This window comes from Peptoclostridium litorale DSM 5388 (assembly GCF_900141635.1).
GTDB classification, from domain to species: Bacteria; Bacillota; Clostridia; order Peptostreptococcales; family Peptostreptococcaceae; genus Peptoclostridium; species Peptoclostridium litorale.
Genome location: NZ_FSRH01000002.1, coordinates 176,792 through 203,235 on the forward strand (window position 1 = coordinate 176,792; position 26,444 = coordinate 203,235).

The 26,444-nt window shown below is 41.0% G+C and carries 26 protein-coding genes; 2 read left to right on the plus strand and 24 right to left on the minus strand.

All coding sequences use genetic code 11. The features are described 5' to 3' along the window. Positions 1 to 12: 12 nt before the first annotated feature. From hisZ to BUQ87_RS02615, 4 genes are all read right to left on the minus strand, one after another. On the minus strand, positions 13 to 1,278 hold the full coding sequence (gene hisZ, locus BUQ87_RS02600) for an ATP phosphoribosyltransferase regulatory subunit (RefSeq protein ID WP_038265039.1): 1,266 nt from the start codon (positions 1,276 to 1,278) through the stop codon (positions 13 to 15). 223 nt (positions 1,279 to 1,501) lie between these two features. Then, entirely contained in the window at positions 1,502 to 1,810 is a 309-nt protein-coding gene (locus BUQ87_RS02605; protein ID WP_038265036.1) for a YerC/YecD family TrpR-related protein, read from the minus strand. A gap of 156 nt (positions 1,811 to 1,966) precedes the next feature. Then, complete coding sequence (locus tag BUQ87_RS02610; RefSeq protein ID WP_038265033.1) at positions 1,967 to 4,063, minus strand: RNA degradosome polyphosphate kinase; 2,097 nt, start codon at positions 4,061 to 4,063, stop codon at positions 1,967 to 1,969. Between the two features lie 29 nt (positions 4,064 to 4,092). Beyond that, a complete protein-coding gene (locus BUQ87_RS02615) occupies positions 4,093 to 5,631 on the minus strand; it encodes a Ppx/GppA phosphatase family protein (protein WP_038265030.1) in 1,539 nt (512 codons plus the stop codon). 201 nt (positions 5,632 to 5,832) lie between these two features. On the opposite strand from BUQ87_RS02615, the gene ppx reads away from it, so the two are divergent. Next, entirely contained in the window at positions 5,833 to 7,332 is a 1,500-nt protein-coding gene (ppx, locus tag BUQ87_RS02620; protein ID WP_038265027.1) for an exopolyphosphatase, read from the plus strand. Between the two features lie 71 nt (positions 7,333 to 7,403). Here the strand turns inward: ppx and tkt are convergent, their stop codons facing one another. From tkt to BUQ87_RS02685, 13 genes are all read right to left on the minus strand, one after another. After that, positions 7,404 to 9,404 (minus strand): transketolase, encoded by a 2,001-nt coding sequence (gene tkt, locus BUQ87_RS02625; RefSeq protein ID WP_038265025.1) that lies wholly within the window; start codon positions 9,402 to 9,404, stop codon positions 7,404 to 7,406. A 183-nt stretch (positions 9,405 to 9,587) separates the two neighbouring features. Next, positions 9,588 to 10,412 (minus strand): pyruvate, water dikinase regulatory protein, encoded by an 825-nt coding sequence (locus tag BUQ87_RS02630; RefSeq protein ID WP_038265023.1) that lies wholly within the window; start codon positions 10,410 to 10,412, stop codon positions 9,588 to 9,590. Between the two features lie 19 nt (positions 10,413 to 10,431). Continuing rightward, positions 10,432 to 11,073 carry a transcriptional regulator CcpN gene (locus BUQ87_RS02635; RefSeq protein ID WP_038265021.1) on the minus strand — a complete coding sequence of 214 codons (642 nt, stop codon included), beginning with the start codon at positions 11,071 to 11,073 and terminating at the stop codon, positions 10,432 to 10,434. A gap of 326 nt (positions 11,074 to 11,399) precedes the next feature. Then, on the minus strand, positions 11,400 to 11,939 hold the full coding sequence (locus BUQ87_RS02640; protein WP_038265018.1) for a DUF4342 domain-containing protein: 540 nt from the start codon (positions 11,937 to 11,939) through the stop codon (positions 11,400 to 11,402). 27 nt (positions 11,940 to 11,966) lie between these two features. After that, positions 11,967 to 12,713: a DNA repair protein RecO gene (gene recO, locus BUQ87_RS02645; protein WP_077216552.1), complete on the minus strand. Its 747-nt coding sequence runs from the start codon at positions 12,711 to 12,713 to the stop codon at positions 11,967 to 11,969. A 37-nt stretch (positions 12,714 to 12,750) separates the two neighbouring features. Continuing rightward, the gene (gene mgtE / locus BUQ87_RS02650) at positions 12,751 to 14,124 is read right to left on the minus strand and encodes a magnesium transporter (RefSeq protein WP_077216551.1); all 1,374 of its coding nucleotides are present in this window, start codon (positions 14,122 to 14,124) and stop codon (positions 12,751 to 12,753) included. A 33-nt stretch (positions 14,125 to 14,157) separates the two neighbouring features. Continuing rightward, positions 14,158 to 15,051, minus strand: a complete 894-nt coding sequence (gene era, locus BUQ87_RS02655) for a GTPase Era (RefSeq protein WP_038265016.1) — start codon at positions 15,049 to 15,051, stop codon at positions 14,158 to 14,160. Next, on the minus strand, positions 15,051 to 15,458 hold the full coding sequence (locus BUQ87_RS02660) for a cytidine deaminase (RefSeq protein WP_038265014.1): 408 nt from the start codon (positions 15,456 to 15,458) through the stop codon (positions 15,051 to 15,053). Before BUQ87_RS02660 ends, era begins: the two co-directional genes overlap by 1 nt. A 12-nt stretch (positions 15,459 to 15,470) precedes the next feature. Further along, the gene (locus BUQ87_RS02665) at positions 15,471 to 16,088 is read right to left on the minus strand and encodes a DUF502 domain-containing protein (RefSeq protein ID WP_038265511.1); all 618 of its coding nucleotides are present in this window, start codon (positions 16,086 to 16,088) and stop codon (positions 15,471 to 15,473) included. Positions 16,089 to 16,115: 27 nt separating this feature from the next. Further along, positions 16,116 to 16,835, minus strand: coding sequence for a diacylglycerol kinase (locus BUQ87_RS02670; RefSeq protein WP_052636125.1), 720 nt, complete (start codon positions 16,833 to 16,835; stop codon positions 16,116 to 16,118). A gap of 1 nt (position 16,836) precedes the next feature. Next, positions 16,837 to 17,292 carry an rRNA maturation RNase YbeY gene (ybeY, locus tag BUQ87_RS02675; protein WP_038265011.1) on the minus strand — a complete coding sequence of 152 codons (456 nt, stop codon included), beginning with the start codon at positions 17,290 to 17,292 and terminating at the stop codon, positions 16,837 to 16,839. Positions 17,293 to 17,312: 20 nt separating this feature from the next. Then, on the minus strand, positions 17,313 to 19,286 hold the full coding sequence (locus BUQ87_RS02680) for an HD family phosphohydrolase (RefSeq protein ID WP_207647166.1): 1,974 nt from the start codon (positions 19,284 to 19,286) through the stop codon (positions 17,313 to 17,315). A 60-nt stretch (positions 19,287 to 19,346) separates the two neighbouring features. Then, a complete protein-coding gene (locus BUQ87_RS02685) occupies positions 19,347 to 20,336 on the minus strand; it encodes a PhoH family protein (RefSeq protein WP_038265008.1) in 990 nt (329 codons plus the stop codon). A 159-nt stretch (positions 20,337 to 20,495) separates the two neighbouring features. Between BUQ87_RS02685 and ndk the strand changes: the two genes are divergently transcribed. Then, positions 20,496 to 20,894: a nucleoside-diphosphate kinase gene (gene ndk / locus BUQ87_RS02690; RefSeq protein ID WP_038265005.1), complete on the plus strand. Its 399-nt coding sequence runs from the start codon at positions 20,496 to 20,498 to the stop codon at positions 20,892 to 20,894. A 51-nt stretch (positions 20,895 to 20,945) separates the two neighbouring features. Here ndk and BUQ87_RS02695 read toward each other — a convergent pair whose 3' ends face one another. The 7 genes from BUQ87_RS02695 to mtaB all read right to left on the minus strand — a co-directional run bounded on the left by BUQ87_RS02695 (position 20,946) and on the right by mtaB (position 26,443). Continuing rightward, positions 20,946 to 21,485, minus strand: coding sequence for a hypothetical protein (locus BUQ87_RS02695; RefSeq protein ID WP_038265002.1), 540 nt, complete (start codon positions 21,483 to 21,485; stop codon positions 20,946 to 20,948). Between the two features lie 84 nt (positions 21,486 to 21,569). Continuing rightward, a complete protein-coding gene (floA, locus tag BUQ87_RS02700; RefSeq protein WP_038264999.1) occupies positions 21,570 to 22,562 on the minus strand; it encodes a flotillin-like protein FloA in 993 nt (330 codons plus the stop codon). 1 nt (position 22,563) lies between these two features. Then, a complete protein-coding gene (locus BUQ87_RS02705) occupies positions 22,564 to 23,865 on the minus strand; it encodes an NfeD family protein (protein WP_038264997.1) in 1,302 nt (433 codons plus the stop codon). 113 nt (positions 23,866 to 23,978) lie between these two features. Then, positions 23,979 to 24,419, minus strand: coding sequence for a GatB/YqeY domain-containing protein (locus BUQ87_RS02710; RefSeq protein WP_038264995.1), 441 nt, complete (start codon positions 24,417 to 24,419; stop codon positions 23,979 to 23,981). Positions 24,420 to 24,440: 21 nt separating this feature from the next. Then, positions 24,441 to 24,617: a 30S ribosomal protein S21 gene (rpsU, locus tag BUQ87_RS02715; protein WP_038264993.1), complete on the minus strand. Its 177-nt coding sequence runs from the start codon at positions 24,615 to 24,617 to the stop codon at positions 24,441 to 24,443. 134 nt (positions 24,618 to 24,751) lie between these two features. Beyond that, complete coding sequence (locus BUQ87_RS02720) at positions 24,752 to 25,096, minus strand: histidine triad nucleotide-binding protein (RefSeq protein ID WP_038264990.1); 345 nt, start codon at positions 25,094 to 25,096, stop codon at positions 24,752 to 24,754. 69 nt (positions 25,097 to 25,165) lie between these two features. Further along, positions 25,166 to 26,443 carry a tRNA (N(6)-L-threonylcarbamoyladenosine(37)-C(2))-methylthiotransferase MtaB gene (mtaB, locus tag BUQ87_RS02725; RefSeq protein ID WP_038265502.1) on the minus strand — a complete coding sequence of 426 codons (1,278 nt, stop codon included), beginning with the start codon at positions 26,441 to 26,443 and terminating at the stop codon, positions 25,166 to 25,168. Position 26,444: the final 1 nt, after the last annotated feature.

Consider the following 26,444-nt stretch of genomic DNA (forward strand, 5'->3'; position numbering starts at 1 on the left):
TCACTGATACTCTTATTGCGACAAACTACTTCTGAAGCTTTCTATATCCATCTCTTTCTTTTCTAAGCTTTCCATGTCCTCTACAAACACCTTGTCCGCCTCGCATATTACAAATTTTCTTATGCCGTTTTCCCTGGCATATCCAAGGTGGTGCTCGTATCCCTTGAACGAGTCGGTCTCAACCACAAATCCATCATTTCTGAGCCTGTCCGATATTTGTATTACGTCCTTTCTGTTGACATGGGAATATACTATGAGGTAGTCTGTGCTGTGCTCCTTGTATGTCTTTATACCTGTCTTTTTGAGTCCGAGTATGAACTCGTCCACATTTATTCCAAACCCGGTAGCCGGTATATACTCTCCGTATTTTTCAGTGAGCTTGTCATATCTTCCACCGCTTAGCACTATCCTTCCGTGATTTGCCATGTATCCCTTGAATATGACCCCGGTATAGTAGTCCAGATGGTTTATAAGACCAAGGTCGAGCGATATATAATTCTCATATCCGTAGTCAAGGAGTATGTGATATACCTTTTCGAGGTTTTCAATTGCCTCCTCCATGTCCCTGTTGAGGCATATCTGCTTCGCTTCGCTTATGACCTTTTCTGTATTTCCGTAAAGCTCAGGTATCTTTACTATGGCCTCTTTTGCAGCCGCGTCTATATTGTTGAATATAAGGAACTTTTCAAGCTCCACGAAATTCTTGTTTTCTATTATCTCCCTCAGTCTGTCCTTTTCTTCCTCCGAAAGATCAACCTCGTCAATAAGACCCTTGTAAAAGCTTGACTGCCCTATGTCTATTTGTATCTTTTCGGCCCCGCTGCTCAAGAGCGTCTTTATGGCTATGTTTATGACCTCCGCGTCTGCATCCGGACTCTGGTTCCCAAAATACTCAACACCCGCCTGGGTGAACTCCTTCTTCTTTTCCGATTCCCTATTGTCTATTCTAAACACCTTTGAGACATACGAAAGCTTCAGGTAGTCCTTGAATTTTTTCCTGTTTTCCACTGCCATTCTTGCTATTGGTATTGTAAGGTCGGGCCTTAGCACCAGCACATCTCCATTTATATCCACAAGCTTGAACAACTCATCTTTTTTGATGGTTCCCGGGCTTTGAACAAAAAAATCGTAGTATTCAAACACCGGCGTCGATATTTGCTTGTATGCATACGACTTGAATATTTTCTTGAAGTTTTTAACTATGCTCTCTTTGCCTTGGAAGAACTCATAAAACTCATCGCTCGTTCCCGTGGGCACCTTGTAAAAAATTGTATTCAATTCAATCCCCTCGCTCCGCTTTATCGATTTAGCGCTTTACTACGATAAATTATTGTATACTATTTTCTCATTTTACTACCTACGCTCTTCACTGTCAACATTTATACCCTTTTTTACAAAAAAAAATACGCATATGCGCATAGTATATTTTTCCATATTAATTTTATTATATTTCAAACTCACAATAATAAAAAAAGCCCCTATGGGCCTGTTTTAAAGAATATTATTTTTCACTTTCTTCGTATCCGAGTCTTTCAAGTATTAGCTTGTATCCTCCCGCGCCATAGTTTAAAAATCTGCTTATCCTGCTTATTGTAGCCGTGCTCGCGCCAGTCTTTTCCTCTATTTCACTGTATGTCTTGTTGATCTTTAAAAGCTTGGCCACTTGGAGCCTTTGTGCTATTGATTTGATCTCCTTTATTGTGCATATGTCTTCAAAAAACATGTAGCATTCCTCTATATCTTCAAGCTTCAATATAGCTTTAAAAAGTTCATCCGTATGGTCGTCTTGTATTCCTTTATTGTATGACACTCAAATTCCTCCCTGATAGTATATATAGTCAAATTATACCACTTTAATTAATTATAGCATTAAACAGATACACAGACAATACACAGCATATAGTTCAGAAAATTAAAATGGGCCGCTACTGAAGTAGCGGCCTATTTTATAATTTAATCTTATCAGTTAATACTTCAATATCGGAGTAAGGCCGCTTTTCATATCCAGCACCTGTGGAATTTCATTTTCCTCCATCGCTATCTCATACAGCTTTTCCTGGCTGCTGAGTGCTCCTTTGCCCCTTCTGTCAACCTTCTTATATGTCCCATCACTCTTCATTATCCTCGCCTTCAATGTGTCACCCAAAGATATGCTCAGCATCTGCTTAACCTTTTGCCTGTTTTCATGGCTTTCAATAGGAAACAGCAGCTCAACCCTCCTGTTTAGATTCCTGGGCATCCAGTCTGCACTCGAAAGATATATACGCTCATCTCCGTCGTTATAAAAATAGAACGCCCTCGTGTGCTCTAAGAATCTTCCAACTATGCTTATGACTCTTATGTTTTCACTAAGACACTTGACCCCGGGCCTCAGGCAGCATATTCCCCTCACTATGAGATCTATTTTAACACCTGCCTGCGAAGCCTCGTAAAGGCCGTCTATTATCCGCTTGTCTACAAGTGAATTCATCTTCGCTATTATCCTTGCTTCTTTTCCCTCTTTGGCATTTTCACTCTCCTGGTTTATGAGCTTCAAAAACGCCCTGTCCATTCCTGGTGCGACCTCAACCTTGTAAAAATCAGGGTTTTGGGAGCTTCCCGAAAGCATGTTGAAAAGCGTCGACGCATCCTCCCCGAAATATGGATTTGCCGTAAGCATACCCATGTCCGTGTAAAACCTTGCAGTAACGTCATTATAGTTTCCAGTCCCCATGTGGACATACCTTTTTATGCCGTCCTCTTCCCTTCTTACGACTATAAGTAGCTTGCAGTGCGTCTTGAGCCCCACAAGGCCGTATATTACGTGGCATCCCGACTGTTCAAGTTTTTTTGCCCAGTTTATGTTGTTCTCCTCGTCAAACCTAGCCTTTATCTCCAAAAGTACAGTAACCTGCTTTCCATTTTCAGCCGCTCTTGCAAGAGCGTGTATTATAGGCGAGTTTCCGCTAACCCTGTACAGAGTTTGTTTTATTGCAAGGACATTAGGATCGTCCGCCGCCTTTTGCACTAGCTCCACTACCGGCTGAAATGATTCAAACGGATGGTTTAAAAGCACATCCTTTTTAGATATCACCTCGAATATATCGTCGTATTCAGAGAATATTTTGAGGCTTTGAGGCTTGAATGGCGGGAATTCAAGATCCTCCCTGCCCAGCTGGCTTGAAAACTTCATCATGAATGTAAGGTCTATTGGCCCGTTTATTTCAAAAATCCCCTCCTGAGGTATTTCCATTTCTTCCTTGAGCCTGTCCATAAGCACCGGGCTTAGACCCTTTTCATATTCGAGCCTTACAACGTGTCCCCATTTTCTCTGTTTCAGCGACTCCTCTATCGCCTCCAAAAGGTCTTCCGCGCCTTCCTCGTCCACGCTGAGGTCTCCATTTCTGGTTATCCTATAGCATCCCATGTGTATTATGTTGTGCCCTTCAAAAAGATACTGCATGTGATTTTTTATCACTTCTTCAAGCATTATATACCTTTTACACTCCCCATCCGGCAGCTCTATGCACCTTGGCAGAACTGACGGAACCTGGACAGTCCCAAATAAGCTCCCCTTCTTTTCGTCTTCAAGAAGCACCGCCATATTGAGGCTCTTGTTCAGAAGGAGCGGGAACGGCCTGCTCTGGTCTACAACCATTGGAGTAAGCACCGGATATATGGTTTCCCTGTAGTACCTCTCTATGAACATCCTTTCCTGCTGACTTAAATATTCATATTCCAAAAATTCTATGCTGTTTTTTTTGAGAGTCGGCACTACGGACCTTAAAAGACAGTTCTGCTGGGCATGTAAAAGCTTCTTTACCTTTGCGCTTATTTTGTTTATTTGCTCCATAGGTGTAAGACCGGCAATATCAGGCTTTTTAAATCCTACATTTACCTGGTCCCAAATCGATGCGACCCTTACCATGAAAAACTCGTCCAGATTGGAACTTGTTATTGAAAGAAATTTTATCCTTTCAATAAGAGGATTCTTTCTGTCCTGGGCCTCCTGAAGAACTCTCTTGTTGAATTCAAGCCAGCTGAGCTCCCTGCTTATATATCTGCTGTAATTGTCATCTTTCAAAAAATATCACCCTTTTGACTTTATTATTGTTATTTTGCTTTTATTATTATCCTCGTCCCCATTACCTCTTCAAAAAGTCTTGTCTTTTGTATGAATGTCCACTTTTCAAGGAATGTGTCCTTTTTTGATTTTATCTTGAACACTAACTCTTCATCCCTGCCCGAAATCTTAAGCTCTTCCACTTTCTGGGCGTGGCTCTTGTCAAGTGCGTCTGCAAGCTTTAAAATCGCAGAAAGCTTTGCAACAACTATCTGGTCTGCAAAACCAAGCCTTTCAAATGTATCGTGGTATGGCTTTGGCTCCTCTTCTCCGTGATACCTTGCTATGTTAGCTATTATCTCCACTTCTCTGTTTGAAAAACCTATTATGTTTTGAGCCTTTATTATATTGTACGAGTTCATATTGTGATTTTCATATGACATTATCTTACCAACGTCATGAAGTATCGATGCAACCTGGAGGTACTTTCTATGGTTTTTTTTGAGCTTATGGAGCTTTTTTGTCTGGTCGAATATTGAAAGTGCAAGCCTTTCCACATACTCTGAATGCACTTTTTCGTAATTGTATTTCTCTCCTATATACCTGGTTGAGCTTATTATATCCTCATCGAGACTCTTGTTTATGCCGTATTTGTACGACTTGTCCATGGTATCTACCAGAATGCCGTGCCTTAGCGATACCCATGGGGCATACATGAACTTGGCGCTGGTCATGTCCAGTAGCTTTTTGAATATCATCACAGAGGGCAGCAGCACCTGGGCCTCACTGTGGACTATGTCGTGTTTTTTTGAAATTTGAATAGCGGTCTTGGAGAATATCTCTCCATATATACGATCTATCTCTGACTTTTGGATTATCTCGTTTCTCTCTCCGACCTTTTTGGTGTCTGAAAGCCCGAGTATTGTGTTGACTCCGCTTCCAAGTGCTATGAATCCATCTATGTCGAGTGATTCTATGTGATTTTTGACAGGAAGCATCTTTGCCTCTATAAATTCTTCCATTATGCTGGGAAAGTGAAGGGTTATATTTTCAATATCCGACAGTATTTCCTTAAGCCTTAGTGAGCCAAGCTTAAGGTAATACGTGCCTTTGAGCTTTTTGTCTACAAAAGATGAAACCTCGAGCCCTCCCGAACCTATGTTTACAAGTAGAACCTTTTTTCTGGCATCCTGATGGCTTTCAGGCATATAATACTTTATTGCCTTCGCTGTCAAAAATCTCTCCTCGGCGTTATTGATGACTTCAACCTCAAACCCCGTCTTCATCCTTATCTGCTCAAGCACAAACGATTTGTTTTCAGCCTCTCTTATGCCGCTTGTGGCAACTGCTCTGACATTTTCAACCCTGTACTCCTGCATTTTCATTACAAATTTTTTTAGAATGTCACAGGTTTCATGTATAACCTGTGGACTGATTTTACCATATGTAAAAGTGTCCTTTCCTATATTAGTGCTCTGCCTGAGTTCCTCAAGAATACTGATTCTGCCTTCACTGTCAATTTGAGCTATCACCATCCTTATCCTGTTTGAACCTATATCTATTGCCGCAGCTAATTTAGTTTTTTGCATTGTCGGAACTCCCCTTTTCTAAACATGTTGCTTAAGAGTAATTATACTAGCGTATCTATATATCAATACCCCAAACACTCCATCTTTAACGAGCTTTTAGTACAAAAATGCCGTTGTATATGGCTTAATCTGTTTAATCTATTCTTCAAACAGGTAAAATACAATTATACATAATTTTAATCTAAGATTGGAGTAGATCTAATGAATAGACTTGGAATAATAGACATAGGTTCAAACTCTGTAAGACTTGTAATTGTAGATGTGGACAACGAGGGTTATTTCAGCATAATAAACGAGTTCAAAGAGACAGTCAGGCTTGGAGACACCGACAAAAACAGCGTATTAAAACCTGAAAGAGTTCAAAAAGCGCTGTATACACTTCAAACGTTCAAGACAATATGTGAAGCCGTAAGAGCAGACAGGATAATATGCGTTGCCACAGCCGCGGTAAGAAAGGCTCCAAACCAACAAGAATTCGTAGACACAGTACGAAAAAATACAGGCATAGATGTCGATGTGCTTCAAGGCTCGAAGGAGGCCATTTTTGCATATTACGGCGTGATTCACAGTATGAACGAGAAGAAGGGTCTGATAATGGACATAGGCGGCGGAAGCACTGAGCTTGTACATTTCGAAGACCATATGGTAAAAAATAGCATAAGCCTTCCATTCGGTTCAATTGATCTGGCAAAAAAATTTGATGTATCCGGCAGCGTATCCTATGAAAATGCGCAAAAGCTCAAGGAATTCCTATTTGCACAGTTTGACAATGTGCCCTGGCTTAAAAAACTTAAAGACCTGCCTCTAATAGGAGTCGGCGGAACAATAAGGACAATAGGAAAAATAGATAAAAAATTCAGGCAGTATCCCTTAAACCTTGCTCACAACTATAAAATACATTCCCAAAATGTCCATAATATATACAGTATAGTAAAAGAAAAACCTGCTGAAAAAAGAACCAAAATAAAGGGTCTTTCAAAGGACAGAACTGACATATTCTTTGGCGCATGCGCGGCAGTATGGCATCTTCTCGAATACTGCAGCATCAAAAATGTGATAGTCAGCGGCAGCGGTATAAGAGAAGGACTCATATACGATTTCATAGAAAAAAATCATAGGCCTATAGAAAACGTGCTTGATTTTTCAATAGAAAACATAATGGCAAAATTCAAAGTGGACAAACAGCATGCGTATCAGGTTCTAAAACTATCAAGTTCAATGTACTCTCAACTCGGAGACCTCTTGAAAATCCCCAAGAGCGCCGAAAATGTACTCAAAACCGCTGCAATGCTTCATGACAGCGGCATAAACATAAGTTATTACGACCATAACAGCCACTCCTTCTATATGATTTTAAACTCGGGTATAAACGGGCTGACCCACAGGGAAATAGTAATGAGCGCATTTGCAGCATCTCTTCACAGGCATAAAAAACTCAAGCTCGATTGGAAAGAATACAGCCAGATACTTTCAAAGGATGATGCGGATTCAATAATTAAAATAAGCCTTCTTTTAAGGCTTTCAGAAAGCTTTGACACATGCATGGACAATTTCATAGAGGATGTTACATGTGAATTCGACAACGAAAAAGCCGTAATAAATCTGATCGCCCCCAAAAAGCCGAATGTCGAAATAAACAGGGCCCTTTACGCTGCGGATGTGTTTGAAAAGCTTACAAATAGAAAGCTTGTAATACAGTAGGGCCATATCAAAAGGCATATGAGCAGTCATTTGACTGCTCATATGCCTTTTATAAATTATATCTATGGCTGCTATTTATGAATCATCTCCCTTACAGCCTCTATGACAGGTCTTGTGCATATCCCATATTCATTCATAAGCTCTCCTCCCGGAGCTGAAGCTCCGAACCTGTCAACGCCTATGGCCTTTCCGCCCCTGCCGACATATTTTTCCCAGCCCAGCGTAATTCCGGCTTCAAGTGAAACCCTGACCCCTGTTCCATATGCAAGTACTTCTTCCTTGTACTCCTCTAGCTGCTGTTCAAATTTTTCAAAGCTCAAAAAGCTTATAACCCTGCAGTCTATTCCTTCTTTTTCAAGCTCGTTCGCTGCTTCGACAAGCACCGCAACCTCAGAACCGCTTCCCATAAGTACTGCGTCTGGACCTTCCCCCTTTTCTCTTCTTATTACATATGCTCCCTTTAGGGCGTTTTCATGTGACAATCCCATATATTTAAGCTTTTGCCTTGACAGTATGAGTGCGCTCGGCCCATCATTTCTGCAAATTGCATCCGCCCAGGCATACACCGTTTCAACAGAATCCATAGGCCTGTATACATTCAGATTCGGTATTCCCCTCAGTGACATTATGTGCTCCACAGGCTGATGGGTAGGACCGTCCTCTCCAACACCTATGCTGTCATGTGTGAATACAAATACAACAGGTATCCCCATAAGGGCCGCAAGTCTTATGGACGGCCTCATATAATCTGAAAATACTAAAAATGTAGATCCGAAAACCCTGTATCCCCCGTGAAGCGCTATCCCATTAAGAATACCTCCCATGGCATGCTCCCTTATTCCAAAATATACGTTATCCCCTTTCGGATTTTCAGCCGAAAATATCCCAAATCCCTCAAGTGTGGTCTTTGTTGATGCGTTGAGATCCGCAGATCCTCCTATTATGTTTTCAAACTGCTCTTTCAATATGTTGAGCACCTTGCCGCCGGTTTCCCTTGAAGCCTCATCTCGTTTAAGCTCCATAAGCCTTCCACCTGAAATAAGCTTTTCGACTTCGAGTACGTTTTCATGCCAGTCGGCAAGCTCCCTGTGCTTCTCAGGATGCTCCACCTTGTACCTTTCCATAGTGTCATCCCACTTTTCCTTGGCCGATTTTTTCAAATTGACTATGTCCTTTGCATGTGAATATACCTCATCGGGAATGTAAAACTGCCTGTCTTCGTACCATCCAAGGTTTTTCTTCGCCAATGCAGCTTCATCTTCTCCAAGAGGCGAGCCGTGAGCAATCGCCTTTCCAGCCTTGTTGGGGCTTCCATAACCTATTATGTTATTTACAGCTATAAGAGACGGCCTGCTTTTTTCATACTTTGCCTCTTCTATTGCTCCCCTTATCTTTTCGATGTCGTTTCCGTCGTCAACATCCATAACATGCCAGCCATATGCACAAAACCTCATTTTGACATCTTCAGTAAATGAATTTCTAGTGCTTCCATCTATTGTTATGCCGTTGTCGTCATAAAGGCATATTAGCTTTCCAAGACCCAAGTGTCCCGCAATCGATGCTGCTTCTGAGCTTATCCCTTCCATGAGGTCTCCATCGCCTGCAATAACATATGTGTTGTGGTCTATAATGCTAAATCCTTCAGTGTTGAACCTCGCCGCAAGCTTCCTTTCAGCTATGGCCATCCCCACGGCATTTGCAAATCCCTGACCGAGAGGTCCCGTGGTAGTCTCAACGCCTGGTGTATGTCCGTACTCGGGATGGCCGGGAGTTATGCTTTCAAGTTGCCTGAAGTTTTTTATATCATCCATCCCAACATCATACCCGAAAAGATGGAGAAGAGAATAGAGAAGCATTGAGCCGTGCCCTGCCGAAAGCACGAACCTGTCCCTGTCAATCCACTTAGGCTCCTGAGGCGTAAACTTCAAAAAATCCTTCCAAAGCTCATATGCCATTGCAGCCGCTCCCATGGGAAGGCCCGGGTGCCCTGAACTTGCCTTTTCAACAGCGTCAACCGACAAAAATCTTATAGCATTTATGGCTTTTCCATCTATTCCATTTGAACTGTTCAATATACCACCGCCTTAATATTATTTTAGTATTGTATTACCCAAACAACTATTCATGTAATCTATACCCTTTTTGGTGTATTAAAAATACCCTACAGGGCAGACTTTTTCAACATCTGCCCTGTAGGGTATTTTTAAATCATAAAGATTTGACTACGGACTTTTATACTGTACATCACTTTAGTTTTAGTCCTTGTATATCTTTATTCCGTTTTTCTTCATGACGTCCAGGATTATTCCGGCAGTCTCTTCTATTGCCTTGTTAGACACGTTTATTATAGGACAGCCTATCCTTCTCATTATGTCTTCGGCATAGCTTATCTCTTCAAGTATCCTCTGGTAGGAAGCATAGTTTGCGCTGCTCGAAAGACCGAGCGCCTTAAGCCTTTCTGTCCTTATCTGGTTAAGCTTCTGGGGAGAATTTGTAAGTCCCACTATCTTTCTAGGGTTTACCTCAAAGAGTTCTTTTGGAGCCTGGGCCTCTGGAACAAGAGGTATGTTCGCAACCTTTATGTTCTTATTTGCAAGGTACATGCTAAGAGGTGTCTTTGAAGTCCTTGATATTCCTATTAGGACAAGATCCGCCTTTTCAAGGCCCTTAGGGTCTTTTCCATCGTCATATTTGACTGCAAATTCTATTGCCTCAACCCTTTTGAAGTACTGCTCGTCAAGCTTCCTTATAGCTCCCGGCTCTCTTCTTGGAGCAGTATTTGTCCTAAGCGCTATGCAGTTTATAAGGTCACTTAAAAGGTCGACATTTGGAATATTGTTTTCGCTGCAGAACTTCACAAGACATTCCACAAATTTCAAATTCACAAGTGTGTATAGTATTATAGAGTTTTCATCTTTTGCAAGTCTTAATATATCCATTAGATTCTCTTCATCCAAAACATAAGAGTATCTCTTTATTTCATATTCTGTCATATCAAACTGGCTTATTGACGCCTTTGCCACCTGCTCAGCAGTTTCCCCAAGGGAATCGGATATAACATATATTGCTAAATGGCTCATGCACAACCTCCTGATTATATTATTCTCCGGCAAGTTCGACAAAAAATCTTGTTATATTCGTCTTCGAAATCTTTCCAAGTATTCTGTAGCCTTCTTTGCCGTCTTCTCTTTTTATATATTCCACAACCGGTATAGAGTCTACCTCGTGCTCTATTATCTTCCTCGCCACATCTGAAGCGCTGTCATTTTGGCTGGCTATTATTATATTAGGCATTCTAGTCATTATTATTCCAACTGGTATCTTGTTTATGTCCATTCCTCCTATAGCGCTTTTCAAAAGGTCTTTTCTGGATACAACGCCTGAAAGGAATCCATCATTTGTCACAAATACACTTCCAGTGTCTTCTAAAAATATAGTGACTATTGTATCGTATACCGTAGCCTCTTCACTCACGACTATCGGCACACTCATCATCTCTTCAACTTTTTTCGACTTAAGCTTCTTTGAAATAAGATTGTTTTCATCTATCCCAACATAAAAATATCCCACTTTAGGTCTCGCATCCAGTATTCCAGACATAGTCAATATTGCAAGGTCAGGTCTTAGTGTAGCTCTTGTAACACTAAGCATGGATGCTATCTGTTCACTCGTTATAGGCCCTTTTTCCTTGACTATATCTATTATTTTCAACTGTCTGTCTGATAGTTGTATGTTACTCACCTCTTCCGAAATAATGTGATATACTATTTATATAGTATATATTTATTGTATATTTATTACGGTGAATTGTAAATAAGTATATTTAATATTTTGCACTCTTTTTATAAGATATTGTCTAAAAATCCCGGCTCTTAAACACACGGCAGACAGGCCTTTTACTCTGTTAGACAGGCTTTTTTCAAAGCGTACATGCTATTTAGCCAGACTTCAGCTCAAAATGCAAAAGCTGTAAGCCAAGGGCACTAGCCCCTGTCTCACAGCTTTATAAGTAGTCTTTTCTACAATAGGCGGTGCCTATTCAATATTTTTCATACAATCCAGTGCTGTTATTTATCTTCTTCCTCTGCCTCTTCATTGTCTTCTTCTCTTTTTATTTCAATTTCTATTTCCTCTTCTTTTTGTTCTTTCTTTGAAAAAGGCATTTTCCCCTTCATTTCAGAGATCTTTTCCTCGGTAATGTCGTTAAGGTCTACAATTTCACCGTCATCCTTGACTATCTTTATCTTGTATTTACTTATCATAGCCGCAGAAACACCTATTATAGCCGCTATAGGGGCAAGTATTATACCTAGGGCTCCAACAGTAACCGGAAGGTTTAAAAGAACTTCTCCGTCTTTTTCAAGTATAACTTTTGTGACGTTCCCTTTTTTAAGAACTTCCTTGAGCTTTTCTATCAGGTCACTTCCCTTTTCAGTGAACTTCACACTTACCTCTTCAACTTCCTCTTTTTCGCCTCTCTCAATTGCTATTATGGCCTCTATTACATCGCCTTGAGCATTTTCAAGTGCAATCTTTGCCTTTTCATAGCTGGTCCCTGTCCTGTCAACCACCTGGTCGATCTTTTCAAGAGTTATTGTGTTATCCATAAATACCCCTCCCATTTACTTTGTATATTAATATTGTCTATACTCTTCATACCCCTCTATGTTTTCATACATATAAAGCTTTAAAACCCTTTTCAGCTCCTTCAGTATTATAGGGGATACCCTTGCCTTTACGCACCTTTCAAAACTGTCTTCTATTATGTATTTCATAAGCTCTACAGTGGTCCTGTCGACCCTTTCAGCCCTAGGGTCAAAAGGAAGACAATCACTGCATAAAACTCCCCCAAGCCTTATGCTGATCCTATATGTTTTCTCGTCATGGCTTTGGCAGTTGACACAGGCATTCATCTGAGGCCTATATCCAAGATACTCAAGATATTTGAGTTCGAATATCCTGGTGATATATTCCACATCATAGTCCCTGTATCCATAACAGTAAAGAGTTTTTAAAAGAAGCCCAAACAGCCTGTTATTTGTCTGGTTTTCAACTATTGAATTTCTAGTGAGCTTCGCAATATATGCCGCATGGGAAAGCAGGTTCATGTCTCTTGATATCCCAAAAAAATTCTCCTTCAAATCGCATTGATTCACTCTGTACATGGAAGAAGACTTGTACAGCATGTACGTGCCATACGCAAACACCTGGGAACATGGCATAAGCATGCTTTTGCTCCTTCTGGCGCCTTTTGCAACTGCAGTGACCTTTCCTAGCTTTCTTGTAAAAAGCGTGAGTATGCTGTCAGATTCAGAATACTTTACGCTTTTTAGCACTATTGCCTCGGTTTCTATATGCATATCCAATAATTGTCCTTTCATTAATATACCCTTTAAAATGTGATAAAAACAGTTCCTTTTAGCTGAGCAGAAGAATTGTCGTAAGAGTAAAGTATATGGTTATTCCAGTAATGTCGAGGGCTGTGGATATGAATGGAGCAGAAGCCACGGCAGGGTCGACGCCGAACTTCTTAAACACTATCGGCACTATGGTTCCTATTGTAGCCGCAGTGATCATGTTGACAGCCATAGATATTCCAACTACCATTCCCAGTTTTATGTTTCCCATCCAAAAAAATGCCACTATACATACGACTATACTGCATATAATCCCCACACAGGCCCCTATGCTCATCTCCTGAAATATTGTCTTCATGCTCTTCCCGGCCTCTACATGTCCCATAGCCAGACCTCTTACCGTAAGTGTCGAAGACTGGGTTCCAACATTTCCTCCCATTCCAGTAAGAAGCGGCATGAAAAAGGCCACTGCAGCATAGCTGTTTAAGGTGGTTTCGTATCTGCTTAGTATTGTTGCTGACATCACGCCTCCAAAGAGTGTGACTATTAGCCAGGGAAGCCTTGCCTTCACAGACGATAAAACCCTTGGAAAAAACTTGTCCTCTTCGTAAAGCTCTGCCTCGGTCTCCATTGTTCCTGCAAATTTATATATATCCTCTGTTGCCTCTTCCTCTATGACGTCCATTATGTCGTCGAATGTTATTATACCTCTTAGCCTTCCATTCGTATCCGTTACAGGTATTGCCAGAAGGTCGTATTTTGTAACGACCTTTGCAACCTCCTCCTGGTCGTCGTTTATGTTAACTGATATCACATTTTCATTCATTATATCTTCTACAAGAGTTGTAGGTTTTGAAACTATAAGTTCTCTTAGAGATATAACGCCTGCAAGCTTGCCGTTTTTGTCCACAACGTATACGTAGTATATCGTCTCGGCGTCGGGCGCGTTTTCCCTAAGGTATTCTATAGCGTTGTATATGCTTATGTCTTTTCGAAGCGATACAAAATCCGTGGTCATTATACCACCGGCAGTATCCTCTTCATATATTAAAAGTTCCTTTATGTCCTCGGCATCATCAATGTCAAGCAGGTTTATTATCTCATGCCTTTTTTCCTCTGACAATTCTCCAAGAAGGTCAACCATGTCATCCTGAGACATCAGGTCCAAAAGCCTCTTCTTTTGGCCTTGTGAAAGCGATGACAGTATTTCAGAGAAGGTGTCAGAATCCAGCTCATCGAGAACCTTCGCCGCGAGCTCCCAAGGAAGCACCTGGAACAGCTTTTGCTTTTTCCCCTCCGGAAGTTCTGTCAGAATCTCAGCTATGTCAAGAGGATGCACTTCCGTAAGATATTCGTTAAGCTCGACTATCTTTTCGCTGTCTATGAGGGCTTCTATTTCAACAAGTTTTTCCATGAATATTTCCTTGTCCTCCATTTAGAGCCACCCCTTTCATGTGTAGATTATAGATTAGTCCTGTCTGTATCCAAAATTCTTTACATAGTTTTCCCTGTCTCTCCAGTTTTCCTTTACCTTGACCCAAGTCTGGAGGTTTACTTTGGAACCGAAAAGCGCCTCTATTTCCTCTCTTGCAGCTTTTCCTATGCCCTTTAGCTTCCTTCCGTTCTTGCCTATTATTATTCCCTTGTGAGAATCCCTCTCGCAGTATATAACTGCGGATACGTCTATTATGTCTTTTTCTTTTCTCTTTTTTATTCGTTCTATATCAACGGCCACACCGTGAGGAACCTCTTTTTCAGTATAAAGAAGCACCTTTTCCCTTATTATTTCAGATACTATGACCCTTTCAGGCTGGTCTGTCACCATATCGTCCGGGAAATATTTAGGCCCGTCCTCCATGTATCCCTTTATTACATTTATAAGGGTCTCGACATTCCTGTTTTTTGCCGCTGAAATAGGCACTATTTCGTCAAATATACCCTTGCCGTGGTATTTTTCAACTATCTTTATGAGGTCTTCCTTTTCTATAGTATCTATCTTGTTTACAACAAGTATCTTAGGAGTCTTTATACCTTTAAGATTTTCTATTATCTTGCTGTCCCCCGGTCCCATCTGAAGCGAGCTGTCCACCATGAATATAAGAAGGTCCACCTCGTTGAATGTCTGGTTTGCAGCCTTCACCATGAACTCCCCCAGCTTGTTTTTGGGTTTGTGGATTCCTGGTGTGTCTATGAACACTATCTGGCTGTCGTTGTCTGAATACACAGCCTGTATCTTGTTTCTTGTAGTCTGGGGCTTGTCACTTATTATGGCAACCTTCTCTCCCACTATTGCATTTATTGTAGTGGATTTTCCCACGTTAGGCCTTCCTATTACACTTACAAATCCTGATTTAAAACTCACTATATCTCCTCCATATTTTCAATATTTTTTCCTGTGAACACATTTGGTATAAGATCCTTTATGCTGCATACGGTATATTCCCCGCTTGAATTTGATGCAATCACCTCTATATCCAGCCCAAACTCGGCAATCACCTGTCTGCATATTCCACAAGGGAATGTGTAGTCATTTGAATCGGAAGTGATTGCTATTGCTTCAAACTCCCTCTCTCCTTCCGATACGGCCTTGAAAACGGCTGTCCTTTCAGCGCAGTTTGTGGCTCCATAGCTTGCACATTCCACATTGCATCCTGTATATATCTTGCCGCTTTTACCCAGTAGCGCAGCCCCCACCCTGAAATTAGAGTACGGAACATATGCATTTTCCTTTGCCTTGATTGCTATATCCAAAAGTTCTTTTGTATTCATTTGATTCACCTCTTATTCTTGTTGTTTTTCCTTTTTAAACACTATCCCAGCTGAAACTATAAGCTTTATAGCCTCTTCTATAGGTATGTCAAGGTATGTGATATCGTCCCTGTCCATCATCACGAGCATTCCGGAAGTGGGGTTTGGAGTTGTAGGCACAAAGACCGAAAAGCAAGCCTTGCCCGTTGTCTCGTCCACAAATGCAGGGCTTTTAGAAGTCAAAAATCCCAGAGTGTATATTCCCTTTGAAGGATATTCCACAAGGACAGTCGATTTGAATCCATCCTTTTTCTTGTGTGCAAAACCGTCAAAAACCTGCTTTATGGAAGCGTATATCATCCCTACAAGGGGCACTTTGAACATTATCCCTTCGAAGAATTTGAATATCTTTTTTCCAAGCACATTAGTAGCAAATATGCCCGTAATGAGTATTAGTATTACAGTAATTATAAAGCCTATGCCATAGATTTGAAAACCTATAAGCTTTTCTATGGGCTCTCTGAATATTGAATCAACCCTGTTGAAAAGCCAAAATATCAGTGATATTGTTATGGCACTCGGCAGGAGGGTTAAAAGCCCTGTTATGAATATTGTCTTGAAAGATTTTATTTGGATGTCTTCATGGTTCATATTTTTCAAGTCTAAATCCCTCCCTTTTTACATCTTCATCATATTAAATATAAGCATTGTAACCGCCATTCCCAAAGCTGCACCGGCAATGGTCTCAATCCTTGTATGTATATTGGATGCCACCCTGCTTTCAGATACTATTACCGCAAGTGCATATGCAAGGAATGAAACAAGCAGCTTCTCGTTTGAAAATGTTATGACTGTCGCAATTGAAAACGAAATAGCCGAGTGGCCACTTGGGAATCCACCTCTTGTATAACTTCCCTTGCCAATCACTATCTTGATTCCAAACACAAACAATACAACGGCGATTATTGCTATCAAAAATATTTTCTGATCTGAATCAGAGAATTTATTTACTATGCTGTAAGGAATCCCCACTATGTGTTCGAAAAATACAAGATACCCTACCCCGGCTGCATTAATCGAGGTGACAAGTACGGCTCCTGCTGACACATCCTTTACGAATTTTGCAAGTTCGCTATATTCTTTAGTAAAGAGATCTATCGATTTTTCAATGGCTGTATTGATCATCTCAAATGCAATTACAAGCGATATCGAAAATATCACAGCTATCATCTCAAGCCTCGATATGTCAAATATGAAACTTGTAATGAGCACAAGTATGCCTATTATAACATGTATCCTGAGATTTCTTTCAGATAGAAAAGCTCTTACTATTCCGTTTATGGCATCATTCACACAGCTGATGAAATTCCTGTTTCCCCTACAGTTGTTTTTGCCCATTTTAGTCCCTCTTTATACCAAGTTTTCCAAGCACATCTTCTTCTTTGCTCCTCATGATCTTTGTGTTTTCTTCGTTGTCATGGTCGTATCCCATAAGGTGGAACATGCTGTGGCACACCAGAAAGGCCATCTCCCTTTCAAAGCTGTGGCCATATTCAAGGCTTTGCTCAAGTGCCTTTTCTAGGGATATTACTATGTCTCCAAGAAGCTTTTCCTCAAGCTGAAATTCACCATCTTCTACAAGAGGAAATGAAAGCACATCGGTCTCCCTGTCTATATTTCTAAAATCACTGTTAAGCTCTCTGATCTGAGCATTGTCTACAAATACCATGCTAACTTCATAGTCTCTGTCCCAGCCTTCGTACTCAAGGCATTTTTCCATTACAGATTCAAGCTTTTGAAGAAGCTCCCCGTCTATATCGATTTTATCCTGTCTGTTGTCCAGTTCTATATTCACTGTATACTCCTCCATGCGTCTTATTTTATGTCTTTTTCCTCCGGGTATTCTATCCTCTCATGGAACATTCCCATTATGACTTCCAAAAATGAATCTTTTACAATTTGAATTTCCTTGAGAGTCAGGTCGCTGTTTTCAAGCTGTCCGTCTTCAATTTTCCCATTTACCACCTTGTCTATCATATGACTTATATTTTCCCTCGTGGGCTCCTTTATGCTTCTTATGGCAGCTTCCGAAGAATCTGCAAGCATTACCACGGCGGCTTCCCTTGTCTGCGGCTTAGGCCCGGCATATCTAAACTGCATTTCATCCGGATTTTGCCCTTCGTTTTTAAGCTTATAATAAAAATATGCGACAAGCGTGGTTCCATGGTGCTCTTTTATTACATTTACTATTTCATTTGGAAGCTTGTGTTTTTTAGCTATTTCAACTCCTCTGGTTATATGCTCTTTTATTATCTGGGCGCTAAGCGACGGCACTATTTTGTCATGAGGATTGTCGTTTGTAAACTGATTTTCCTTGAAAAAGTAAGGTCTGGTAAGCTTTCCAGTGTCATGATAGTATGAAGCAACCCTTGCAAGCAGAGAATTGGCCCCTATCCTCTCGCAGGCTCTTTCAGCAAGGTTTCCGACTATCATGCTGTGGTGATAAGTTCCCGGGGTTTCTATAAGCATCCTCTTTAGTATTTCATTGTTGGGGTTTGAAAGCTCCAGAAGCTTCATGCTCGTAAGCACGTCAAAATAATGCTCCCATATGGGAAGGCTTCCCACCACTAGTATTGATGAAAGTATGCCCGAAAGAAACACCACTATGCAGCTCACTATGAGGCGCTTAATATCCATGGAACTCAACATTCCAAATGCGGCCAGAGTCATAACGTTTATAAGTCCTATTTTGAGCCCCGATATTATGACGCTTCTTCTTTGACCCATGTTAAAACGCGTAAACGCAGCAAAACTTCCCGACACCAAAAATACCATGAACAGGTTGACATCCCCTATGACAACATATGCCATTATCGAAAGAACCATATTTGAAACAAGGGCTATGTTCGAACCAAGCAGTATGCTTATAAGCATACTAGCACCTGCCATGGGCATAATATACGGTGACACGGCATTGACTATAAGAGATATTATAAATATGCTCATCATTATCATTAGCAACATCAAAAGCTGTCTTTCCTTTACAAATACGGATTTCTTGAAAAGGTATATATACATGCCCAAAAGTGTTTCCATAACTATAAGTATGAGTGTTATGCCTGCAAGCTTAAATATGTCGTCCTTTAGGCTGTCCCCTGAAATACCAGCCTTTTTTAGCATATCCATTTTTTCAGCGCTTATGACTTCGCCTTTTGTTATTATGTTTTCTCCCTTTTTGATTATAACCTTTTCAACCGAATCCTGCGCCTCTTCAATATTTTGCTGAGTCTTTTCCATGTCCAAAAACTTATTTGCTTTTATATTGGCGTTTATAAGCTCTATCCCCAGAAGCTTTTCGTCCTGAGAAAGCTTATCTATTTCCTCAAAAAATCCAGATATGTTCTCCTTCTCCAGCTCTATGTCTTCTTTTTTGACGCCGCTGCTCATTATCTGATTTATTATTTCGAATATATAGTTTTTAAGGCTGTCCAGCTTTTCCGATTTCATCCCAAGTGCCGTATTCATTGACTTTTCAGATATTATAAAGTGGTCTTTCCTAAGCTGCTCAAGCTTTTGTTCCAGCTCCAAATCCTCTTGCACCTTAAGCCTCTTTACATCATAAAAGAATCCATCTATATCGGCCTTTATCTCGGCCTGTATCGTCGGATTTATTCGATACACAGGTTCGGCCTGTTCAACTGCCCTTTTTATAAGTGCTTCAGTTTGAACCTTGTTTTCTACGTCCCTTGAGGCTGTTATGCTTTCCTGAGCCACTTCGCCAATTTTGAAACTATACTTGTCATTTGATATGAAAGTATAGAGTAGTATAAAATTGATAATAAAAAACAAAATGGCGAGGGAAAATTTCTTGAATTTCATTTCCCTTCTCCTTTCAAGGTCACTTCAATATCATTTTTTGATCTGCTTTTTTGCCTCATCCGCTTTTTCAAACTTCTCGTAGGCCTTTATTATCCGTTGAACCAGTGAATGCCTTACAACATCCCTTTCTGAAAGTATTGAAAACCCTATCCCTTCAACATCTCCAAGCACCTGCCTTGCATGCACAAGCCCTGTCTTCTTGCCCGTAGGAAGGTCCGTCTGGGTCACATCCCCAGTTACAACCGCCTTGGAGCCAAGCCCAAGCCTGGTAAGAAACATTTTCATCTGCTCTCTTGTGGTATTTTGGGCCTCATCAAGTATTATAAATGAGTTGTCAAGCGTTCTACCTCTCATGAAGGCGAGCGGGGCAACTTCTATCATGCCCTTTTCCATATAGTTGTTGAACTTCTCACCCCCGAGTATTTCAAACAGCGCATCGTAAAGAGGCTTCAAATAAGGGTCTATCTTCTCCTTCAAATCCCCCGGCAAAAATCCAAGGCTCTCACCGGCCTCTACGGCAGGCCTTGTAAGTATTATCCTGTTAACTTCATCCCTTTTAAAAGCCCTTACCGCCATGGCAACAGCTAAATAAGTCTTTCCTGTCCCGGCCGGGCCTATTCCAAACGTTATGTCATTATTCTCTATCTTTTTTATATATTCCATTTGCCCAAAAGTCTTAGGCTTTATTGGATTCCCCTTTGCTCCTATAGCTATTATGTCTTCCGAAAGCTTTGATACCTGCTTTTCCTTAGCCGGGCTTTCACGCATGACTTCAAGCGAATACGCCACCTTTTGTTTGCTTAAGGTTTCTCCCTTTTTAACTATCTTAAAAAGCTCCCCTATAAGCTTTTCCGTTTTTTCTATGTTGGCATTTTCGCCTATAAGGACTATATTCCCATCCCTCAAAACCGTATGGACATTAAGCTCATCTTCTATTATTTTTATATTCTGATCAAAATATCCAAACAGCTCCCTTTGAAAATCTTGATCCTGAATCTCAAGTTTTTTTTGTTCTATCAAAAATTTTATCCCCCTTAAAATTTTTTAATTTCATTAATTATTATATCATATAAGCTCTTTTTTTGGCATTCATACGCAAATATGCAAATACATATGTTCACTTTTATTTTTTGGGGTAATTATATATCCAAGAACCAATTTATTAAGGGGGAAAATACTTTGGAAAAGAGTCTAGTTCTTATTAAGCCTGACGGCATAAAGAGAAAGCTTGTGGGTGAGATAATAAAAAGATATGAATACAGGGGGCTTATGATAGAAAATATAAAAATGATAAAACCCACGACCAATATGCTCAAGCAGCACTACATAGAGCACATTGACAAGCCCTTTTTCGCAGAACTCGTGGACTACATGTCTTCAGACTTCGTAGTAGCCATAGTTCTTTCAGGAGAACACGCCATAGAGCTTGTGAGGAAAATAAACGGGAGCACCAATTACATGCAGGCCGAACTTGGAAGCATTCGCGGGGACTTTGCAAATTCAATTACGAGAAATCTTGTTCACGGATGCGACTCACCAGAAAGCTTTAAAAGAGAATATGACATATGGTTTGGATAGATATAAAAGTCCCATGTTGAAAAATCAACCTGGGACTTTTATATCTCTAGATTAGTTTTTTCTAAGGCTTTTGGGCTTTGATAGAACCTCCGAGTAGATTATCCCCTTGACTATTTCATTCGGGCTTTCAAAAAGACTCTCAAAAGGACCTTTCACAGCAGCCTCTTCAGCTGCATGCACAATTTCATAAGTCTTTTTCTTTTCATGCTCTTTTTCCTCAAAATAATAGGCGCTTTCTCTTTGAGCCCCACTTGCTTTTTTATCAACTTTCACTACAGGCTCCTCAATGCTTTCAAACGGCTGGACATCGGCCTTTGCATCCTTCCTTTCACGTTGGGCCTGCTTTGTCTTTTGGGCAAGCACGTCCTGCTGTTTTTTAATCTCCTGAGCCATATCCTTGAAATAGCTTTCTATGCTCGTCTTTTTGGGCTTTGCTCTCTTTTGCTCTTTTATTGTAGCCTTTGCAGGAACACCGATTTGCCCGCTTGTTCTTTGTTTTCTTGCTGTTGCCCGCTTTTCTCCCTCTTTTTTATTCCTTCCAAATAAAGCTCTTATCGCAATCAAAGCTATTATCCATAAAATTTCTTCCAAAAGATCACGTCCTTTTAGGCATTTGAAAATAAAGAACAAGTCAAATATGCTGGCATTCTGACTGCTCATTTATTCGAACATGCCTTATTTCTTTTCTCCAGGACTTCCTTTCTTAACCCCTGTTGCACCAGATATGGATTCTCTCATATCTGTGTCAGCCATTACATTTTTCATTTTGTAGTAATCCATTATACCAAGATTCCCCTGCCTGAAAGCTTCCGCTATGGCAATCGGCACCTGAGCCTCCGCCTCTACGACCTTCGCCCTCATTTCCTCTACCTTCGCCTTCATCTCCTGCTCTCTTGCTATGGCCATGGCTCTTCTCTCTTCCGCTTTCGCCTGGGCTATTTTCTTGTCTGCCTCTGCCTGGTCGGCCTGAAGCTGTGCTCCTATGTTTCTTCCGACATCGACATCCGCTATGTCTATTGAAAGAATCTCAAATGCGGTACCTGCGTCAAGCCCTTTTTCAAGGACAGTCTTTGATATCATATCGGGATTTTCAAGCACCTGCTTGTGACTTTCCGCAGAACCCACTGTGGTTACTATGCCCTCGCCGACTCTTGCTATTATGGTCTCTTCGCCAGCGCCGCCGACAAGCCTTCCTATGTTGGCCCTTACAGTTACCCTTGCCCTTGCTATTACCTCTATTCCACTTTTTGAAACAGCAGCTATTTTAGGTGTTTCAATGACCTTTGGATTTACACTAACTTGAACGGCTTCAAGAACATCCCTTCCAGCCAGGTCTATCGCAGCAGCCTGCTCGAATTCAAGCTTTATGTTCGCTCTTTGAGCCGCTATAAGCGCATTTACAACTGAGTCAACATCCCCTCCGGCAAGGTGGTGTGCTTCAAGCTTGTCTATTCCAAGGCTTAGCCCCGCCTTTGTGGCCTTTATCATAGGGTTTACTATCTTTATAGGGGCAACCCGTCTCAATCTCATTCCCACAAGAGTAAGTATTGAAACTTTAACGCCCGAGAAAATCGCCGTTATCCAAAGCCCCACAGGTATGAAGCTGAAGAAAAGTGATACGAATACTAGTATTATACCTAGCAGTAATACTGGTCCCAAAAATTGCATTTTATTCTTCCCCCTTTTTCCTTACTATTATTTTACTTCCTTCCACTCTTATTACCTTTACCTTTTCACCCTTTTCTATAAGACCGCTTTCCGCTATAGCATCAAGCATTTCCCCTTCTATCTCAATCTTGCCTGAGGGTCTTAAAAACGAAAGACATACTCCCTCCTTTCCAAGATATTGGCTTTTCCCCTCAGACGATATGTACCCTTCATCCGTATTGAGATTGGTGTCCAGAAGAAGCGTCTTTGAAAGCTTCCTTTTGGGAAGTTTTTTGAATATTACAGTGATAACCGCAGCGGTAAGCGCTATGGCTATTACAATATACATAACGGCCTGTGCAATAGACCTCGAAGCCATGACGACGCTCATTATTACGGATGATATGCCAAGCACTCCAAACACTCCAAACCCTGGGGCTGCCGCCTCAATCACAAGGAGCACCATGCCAATCATGAATACTACGACAGACAGAATCTGCGCACTGCCTCCAAGTATCGAGCCCATGAAAAACAGTGAAAAGCCAATTATACTTATTATACCACCTACTCCAAATCCTGGCGTTATTATTTCTATGACCATGCCTATGAATCCCAGTGCCAGAAGTATCGGCGCCACGTATGACGAGCTTATTATGTTTATGAAGTCCTCCACTACAGTGGACTCGATCTCAGTCTCCGAAAAGTTTTCTATTCCAAGGCTCTCATATATCTGCCTCCTGTTTAACGCCTTGCCGTCTATAAAGCCTATCTCAACAGCCTCATTGGTAGTAAGGTTGAGAAGTTTCCCCTTTTCAATGAGCCCTTCTATTTCCATGTCCTTGTCAGCCATTGCCATTACAACCTCAGGGTCCCGTCCTTTTTCTTCGGCAACTGTCTTAAGCTGCTTTTTCCAGAATGATATGTTCTTTTCGGTTGCCGGTATTGTCTCCGCAGAGCCTATAGTGGCGCCCGGAGCCATATATATGTCGTCGCATGATATGCTTATTAAAACTCCTGCCGATATGGCCTTTTTGTTTATATAGGCAGCCGTAGGCACTGTAGACGATATTATTACATCGCTTATGTTAATCGCAGAGTCGACCCTTCCTCCGAATGTGTCAATTTCAAACAGTATAAGATCTGCACCTTCATCTTCCGCCTTTTGTATCGAATTGTTTATGTAGTTGTAAAGCCCAGGCGTAACCTCGGTTTTTACTTCTATGACATATATGCTCTTCTTGTCGTCTATTGCCCCTGTAATTCCCCCAATTGAAAGAATCATGACAAGAATGGGCACAATGTATTTGAAAACTGTCCTTTTCATTTAATCCACCTCTATCCCATATTGTTTTTATACAATTACCCCTGCATAGATGCCTCTAAACCCTTCAAAAACAAAACAAAGAGGCAAAACCGGAGTCTGCCTCTTTTTATCTATTATAATAGTTTTCTAGCGATTTCATTTACAAGCTTTCCATCTGCTCTGCCTTTAATCTTTGGCATTAACGCAGACATAAGCTTACCCATATCCTTAAGCGATGAAGCCTGGATCTCTTGTATAGTCTCTGCGACTATTTTTTCCACTTCTTCTCTTTCAAGCTGTTTCGGAAGGTATTCTGTTATGATTTCAATTTCCTTGCCAGTTTGTTCAACCAGATCATCTCTTTGAGCCTTTTCAAACTCTTCAAGAGAGTCTTTTCTCTGCTTAAGTTGTTTCGATATGAGCTCTATCACTTTTTCATCATCTGCTTCCACTCTATTGTCCACTTCGTATTGTTTCACGGCAGACCTTATGAGTGTTATTACAGATTTTTTGACAGTATTTTTTTCTTTCATAGCTGTCTTTAAATCGTCCATGAGTTTTTCCTTTAAGGTCATTCGACCTCACACTCCTTCGATTTATTTACCTTTTCTCTTTCTTCCTGCCTTTATTCTCTTTTTCTTTTCACTAGGCTTTTCATAATGTTCTCTTTTTCTTACTTCAGACAGTATACCAGACGTAGCACACTCACGCTTGAATCTTCTAAGAGCGCTATCTAGAGTCTCGTTATCTCTTATCTTTATTTCTGCTGGCATTTTCTTCCCTCCCTCCGTTACTAACAATCCTTCTGCATATGTAGCTGTATCTAGAGCCGCATAAGTTGATGTATTCCATACTCAGATATTATAAAACATATTTGAATATTCTTCAAGTCTTTTTTAACCTGTTTTTAACCTGGAGGCCAAGTTAGGTTTCTTCCCCCAAGAACATGATAGTGAATATGCTTCACTTCCTGTCCTCCCTGTTCTCCGCAGTTATTCACAACTCTGAATCCACCTTCTGATATTCCCGTGTCTTTGGCAATTTGTTGTATAACCTTGTGTACATGCGAAACTATTTCAAGCTCGCTTTCAGGAACATCCATAAAAGTTGGATAATGCTTCTTAGTTACAACTAGCACATGAACTGGCGCCGCCGGATTTATATCCTTGAATGCAAGCACCTTGTCATCCTCATACACCTTTGTAGAAGGGATGTCCCCCTTCACTATCTTGCAGAAAATGCAATCTTCCATATTTATCCCCCTTACTTACATAATATAAACATTTTATATTTTAAAATGCACTACACTAATATTATACACCTATATCAATATTCCTTCTATTTTTCCTTCTTTGATTTCATTAAGTTTCACTTTTTTTATAATCCCCTCTATGTTTTCGCTGCTTCTCGAAACTACCTTCACGTAGTTTGAAGTATGGCCCTCGTATATTCCCGGCATTATTTCCTTTTCAAACAGAACGTCCGCCTCTCTTCCCATCAGATTTTCCATGAATCTGTCTGTATTCACCTGTGAAAGCGCTATAAGCTTTTCGCTTCTTGAGGACTTTATCTGAGGGTTAATCTGCTCCTTCATCTTTGCTGCCGGAGTTCCCTTTCTCGGAGAAAACTTGAATATGTGCATCTGGAAAAGCTCTATCTCCCTTAGGAACTCATGCGTCTTTTCAAACTCCTCGTCCGTCTCACCCGGGAAGCCGACTATTATGTCCGTTGTAAGAGCAACATCTTTAAAATGTTCCCTAAGTGCGTTTGCAGCTTCCATTACCTCGGACGCCGTGTACCTTCTGTTCATCCTCTTTAGGGTATCGTCGCATCCACTTTGTATAGAAAGGTGGAAATGCGGGCAGACCTTGTGAAGGCTCGCCATTTGCGACACAAACTCCCTGCTCATCATATCAGGCTCTACAGAGCTCATTCTTATTCTCTCTATGCCATCTATCTCATGAACCGCCCTTATTACATCTATAATCCTGTCCCCATCAAGGTCATCTCCATAGCAGGCCATATTTATTCCAGTAAGAACTATCTCCTTGAATCCAGTCCTTGCAAGTTCCCTGACCTCGCTGACTATATTGTCTATGCTCCTGCTTCTTACTCCGCCCCTTGCATACGGAATTATGCAGTACGAGCAAAACCTGTTGCATCCGTCCTGTATCTTTATGAAAGCCCTTGTCTTTCCCCTCATGTGCTCTATGTGCATCTCCTCGAACGTCTTAAGCTTCATTACGTTCTCGACCTTTACTGTCTTTTCTCCAGGAGTACAGCCTTCTATTATCTGTACTATTTTCGACTTGTCCTTAGTTCCTACTATTACATCAACTTCTTCTATCTTTGCAACCTCGTCCGGGGCTACCTGCGAATAACATCCCGTCACGGCTATTATCGAATCTGGGTTTGTCCTTTTTGCCCTTCTTAGAAACTGCCTTGATTTCCTGTCGCTTATATGAGTAACCGTACACGAATTTATAACATATATGTCGGCAAACTCCTCGGGGTCGACTATCTCATACCCGTTTTTTTCAAATATGTCCTCCATGGCATTAGTTTCATACTGGTTGACCTTGCAACCCAGCGTGAACATC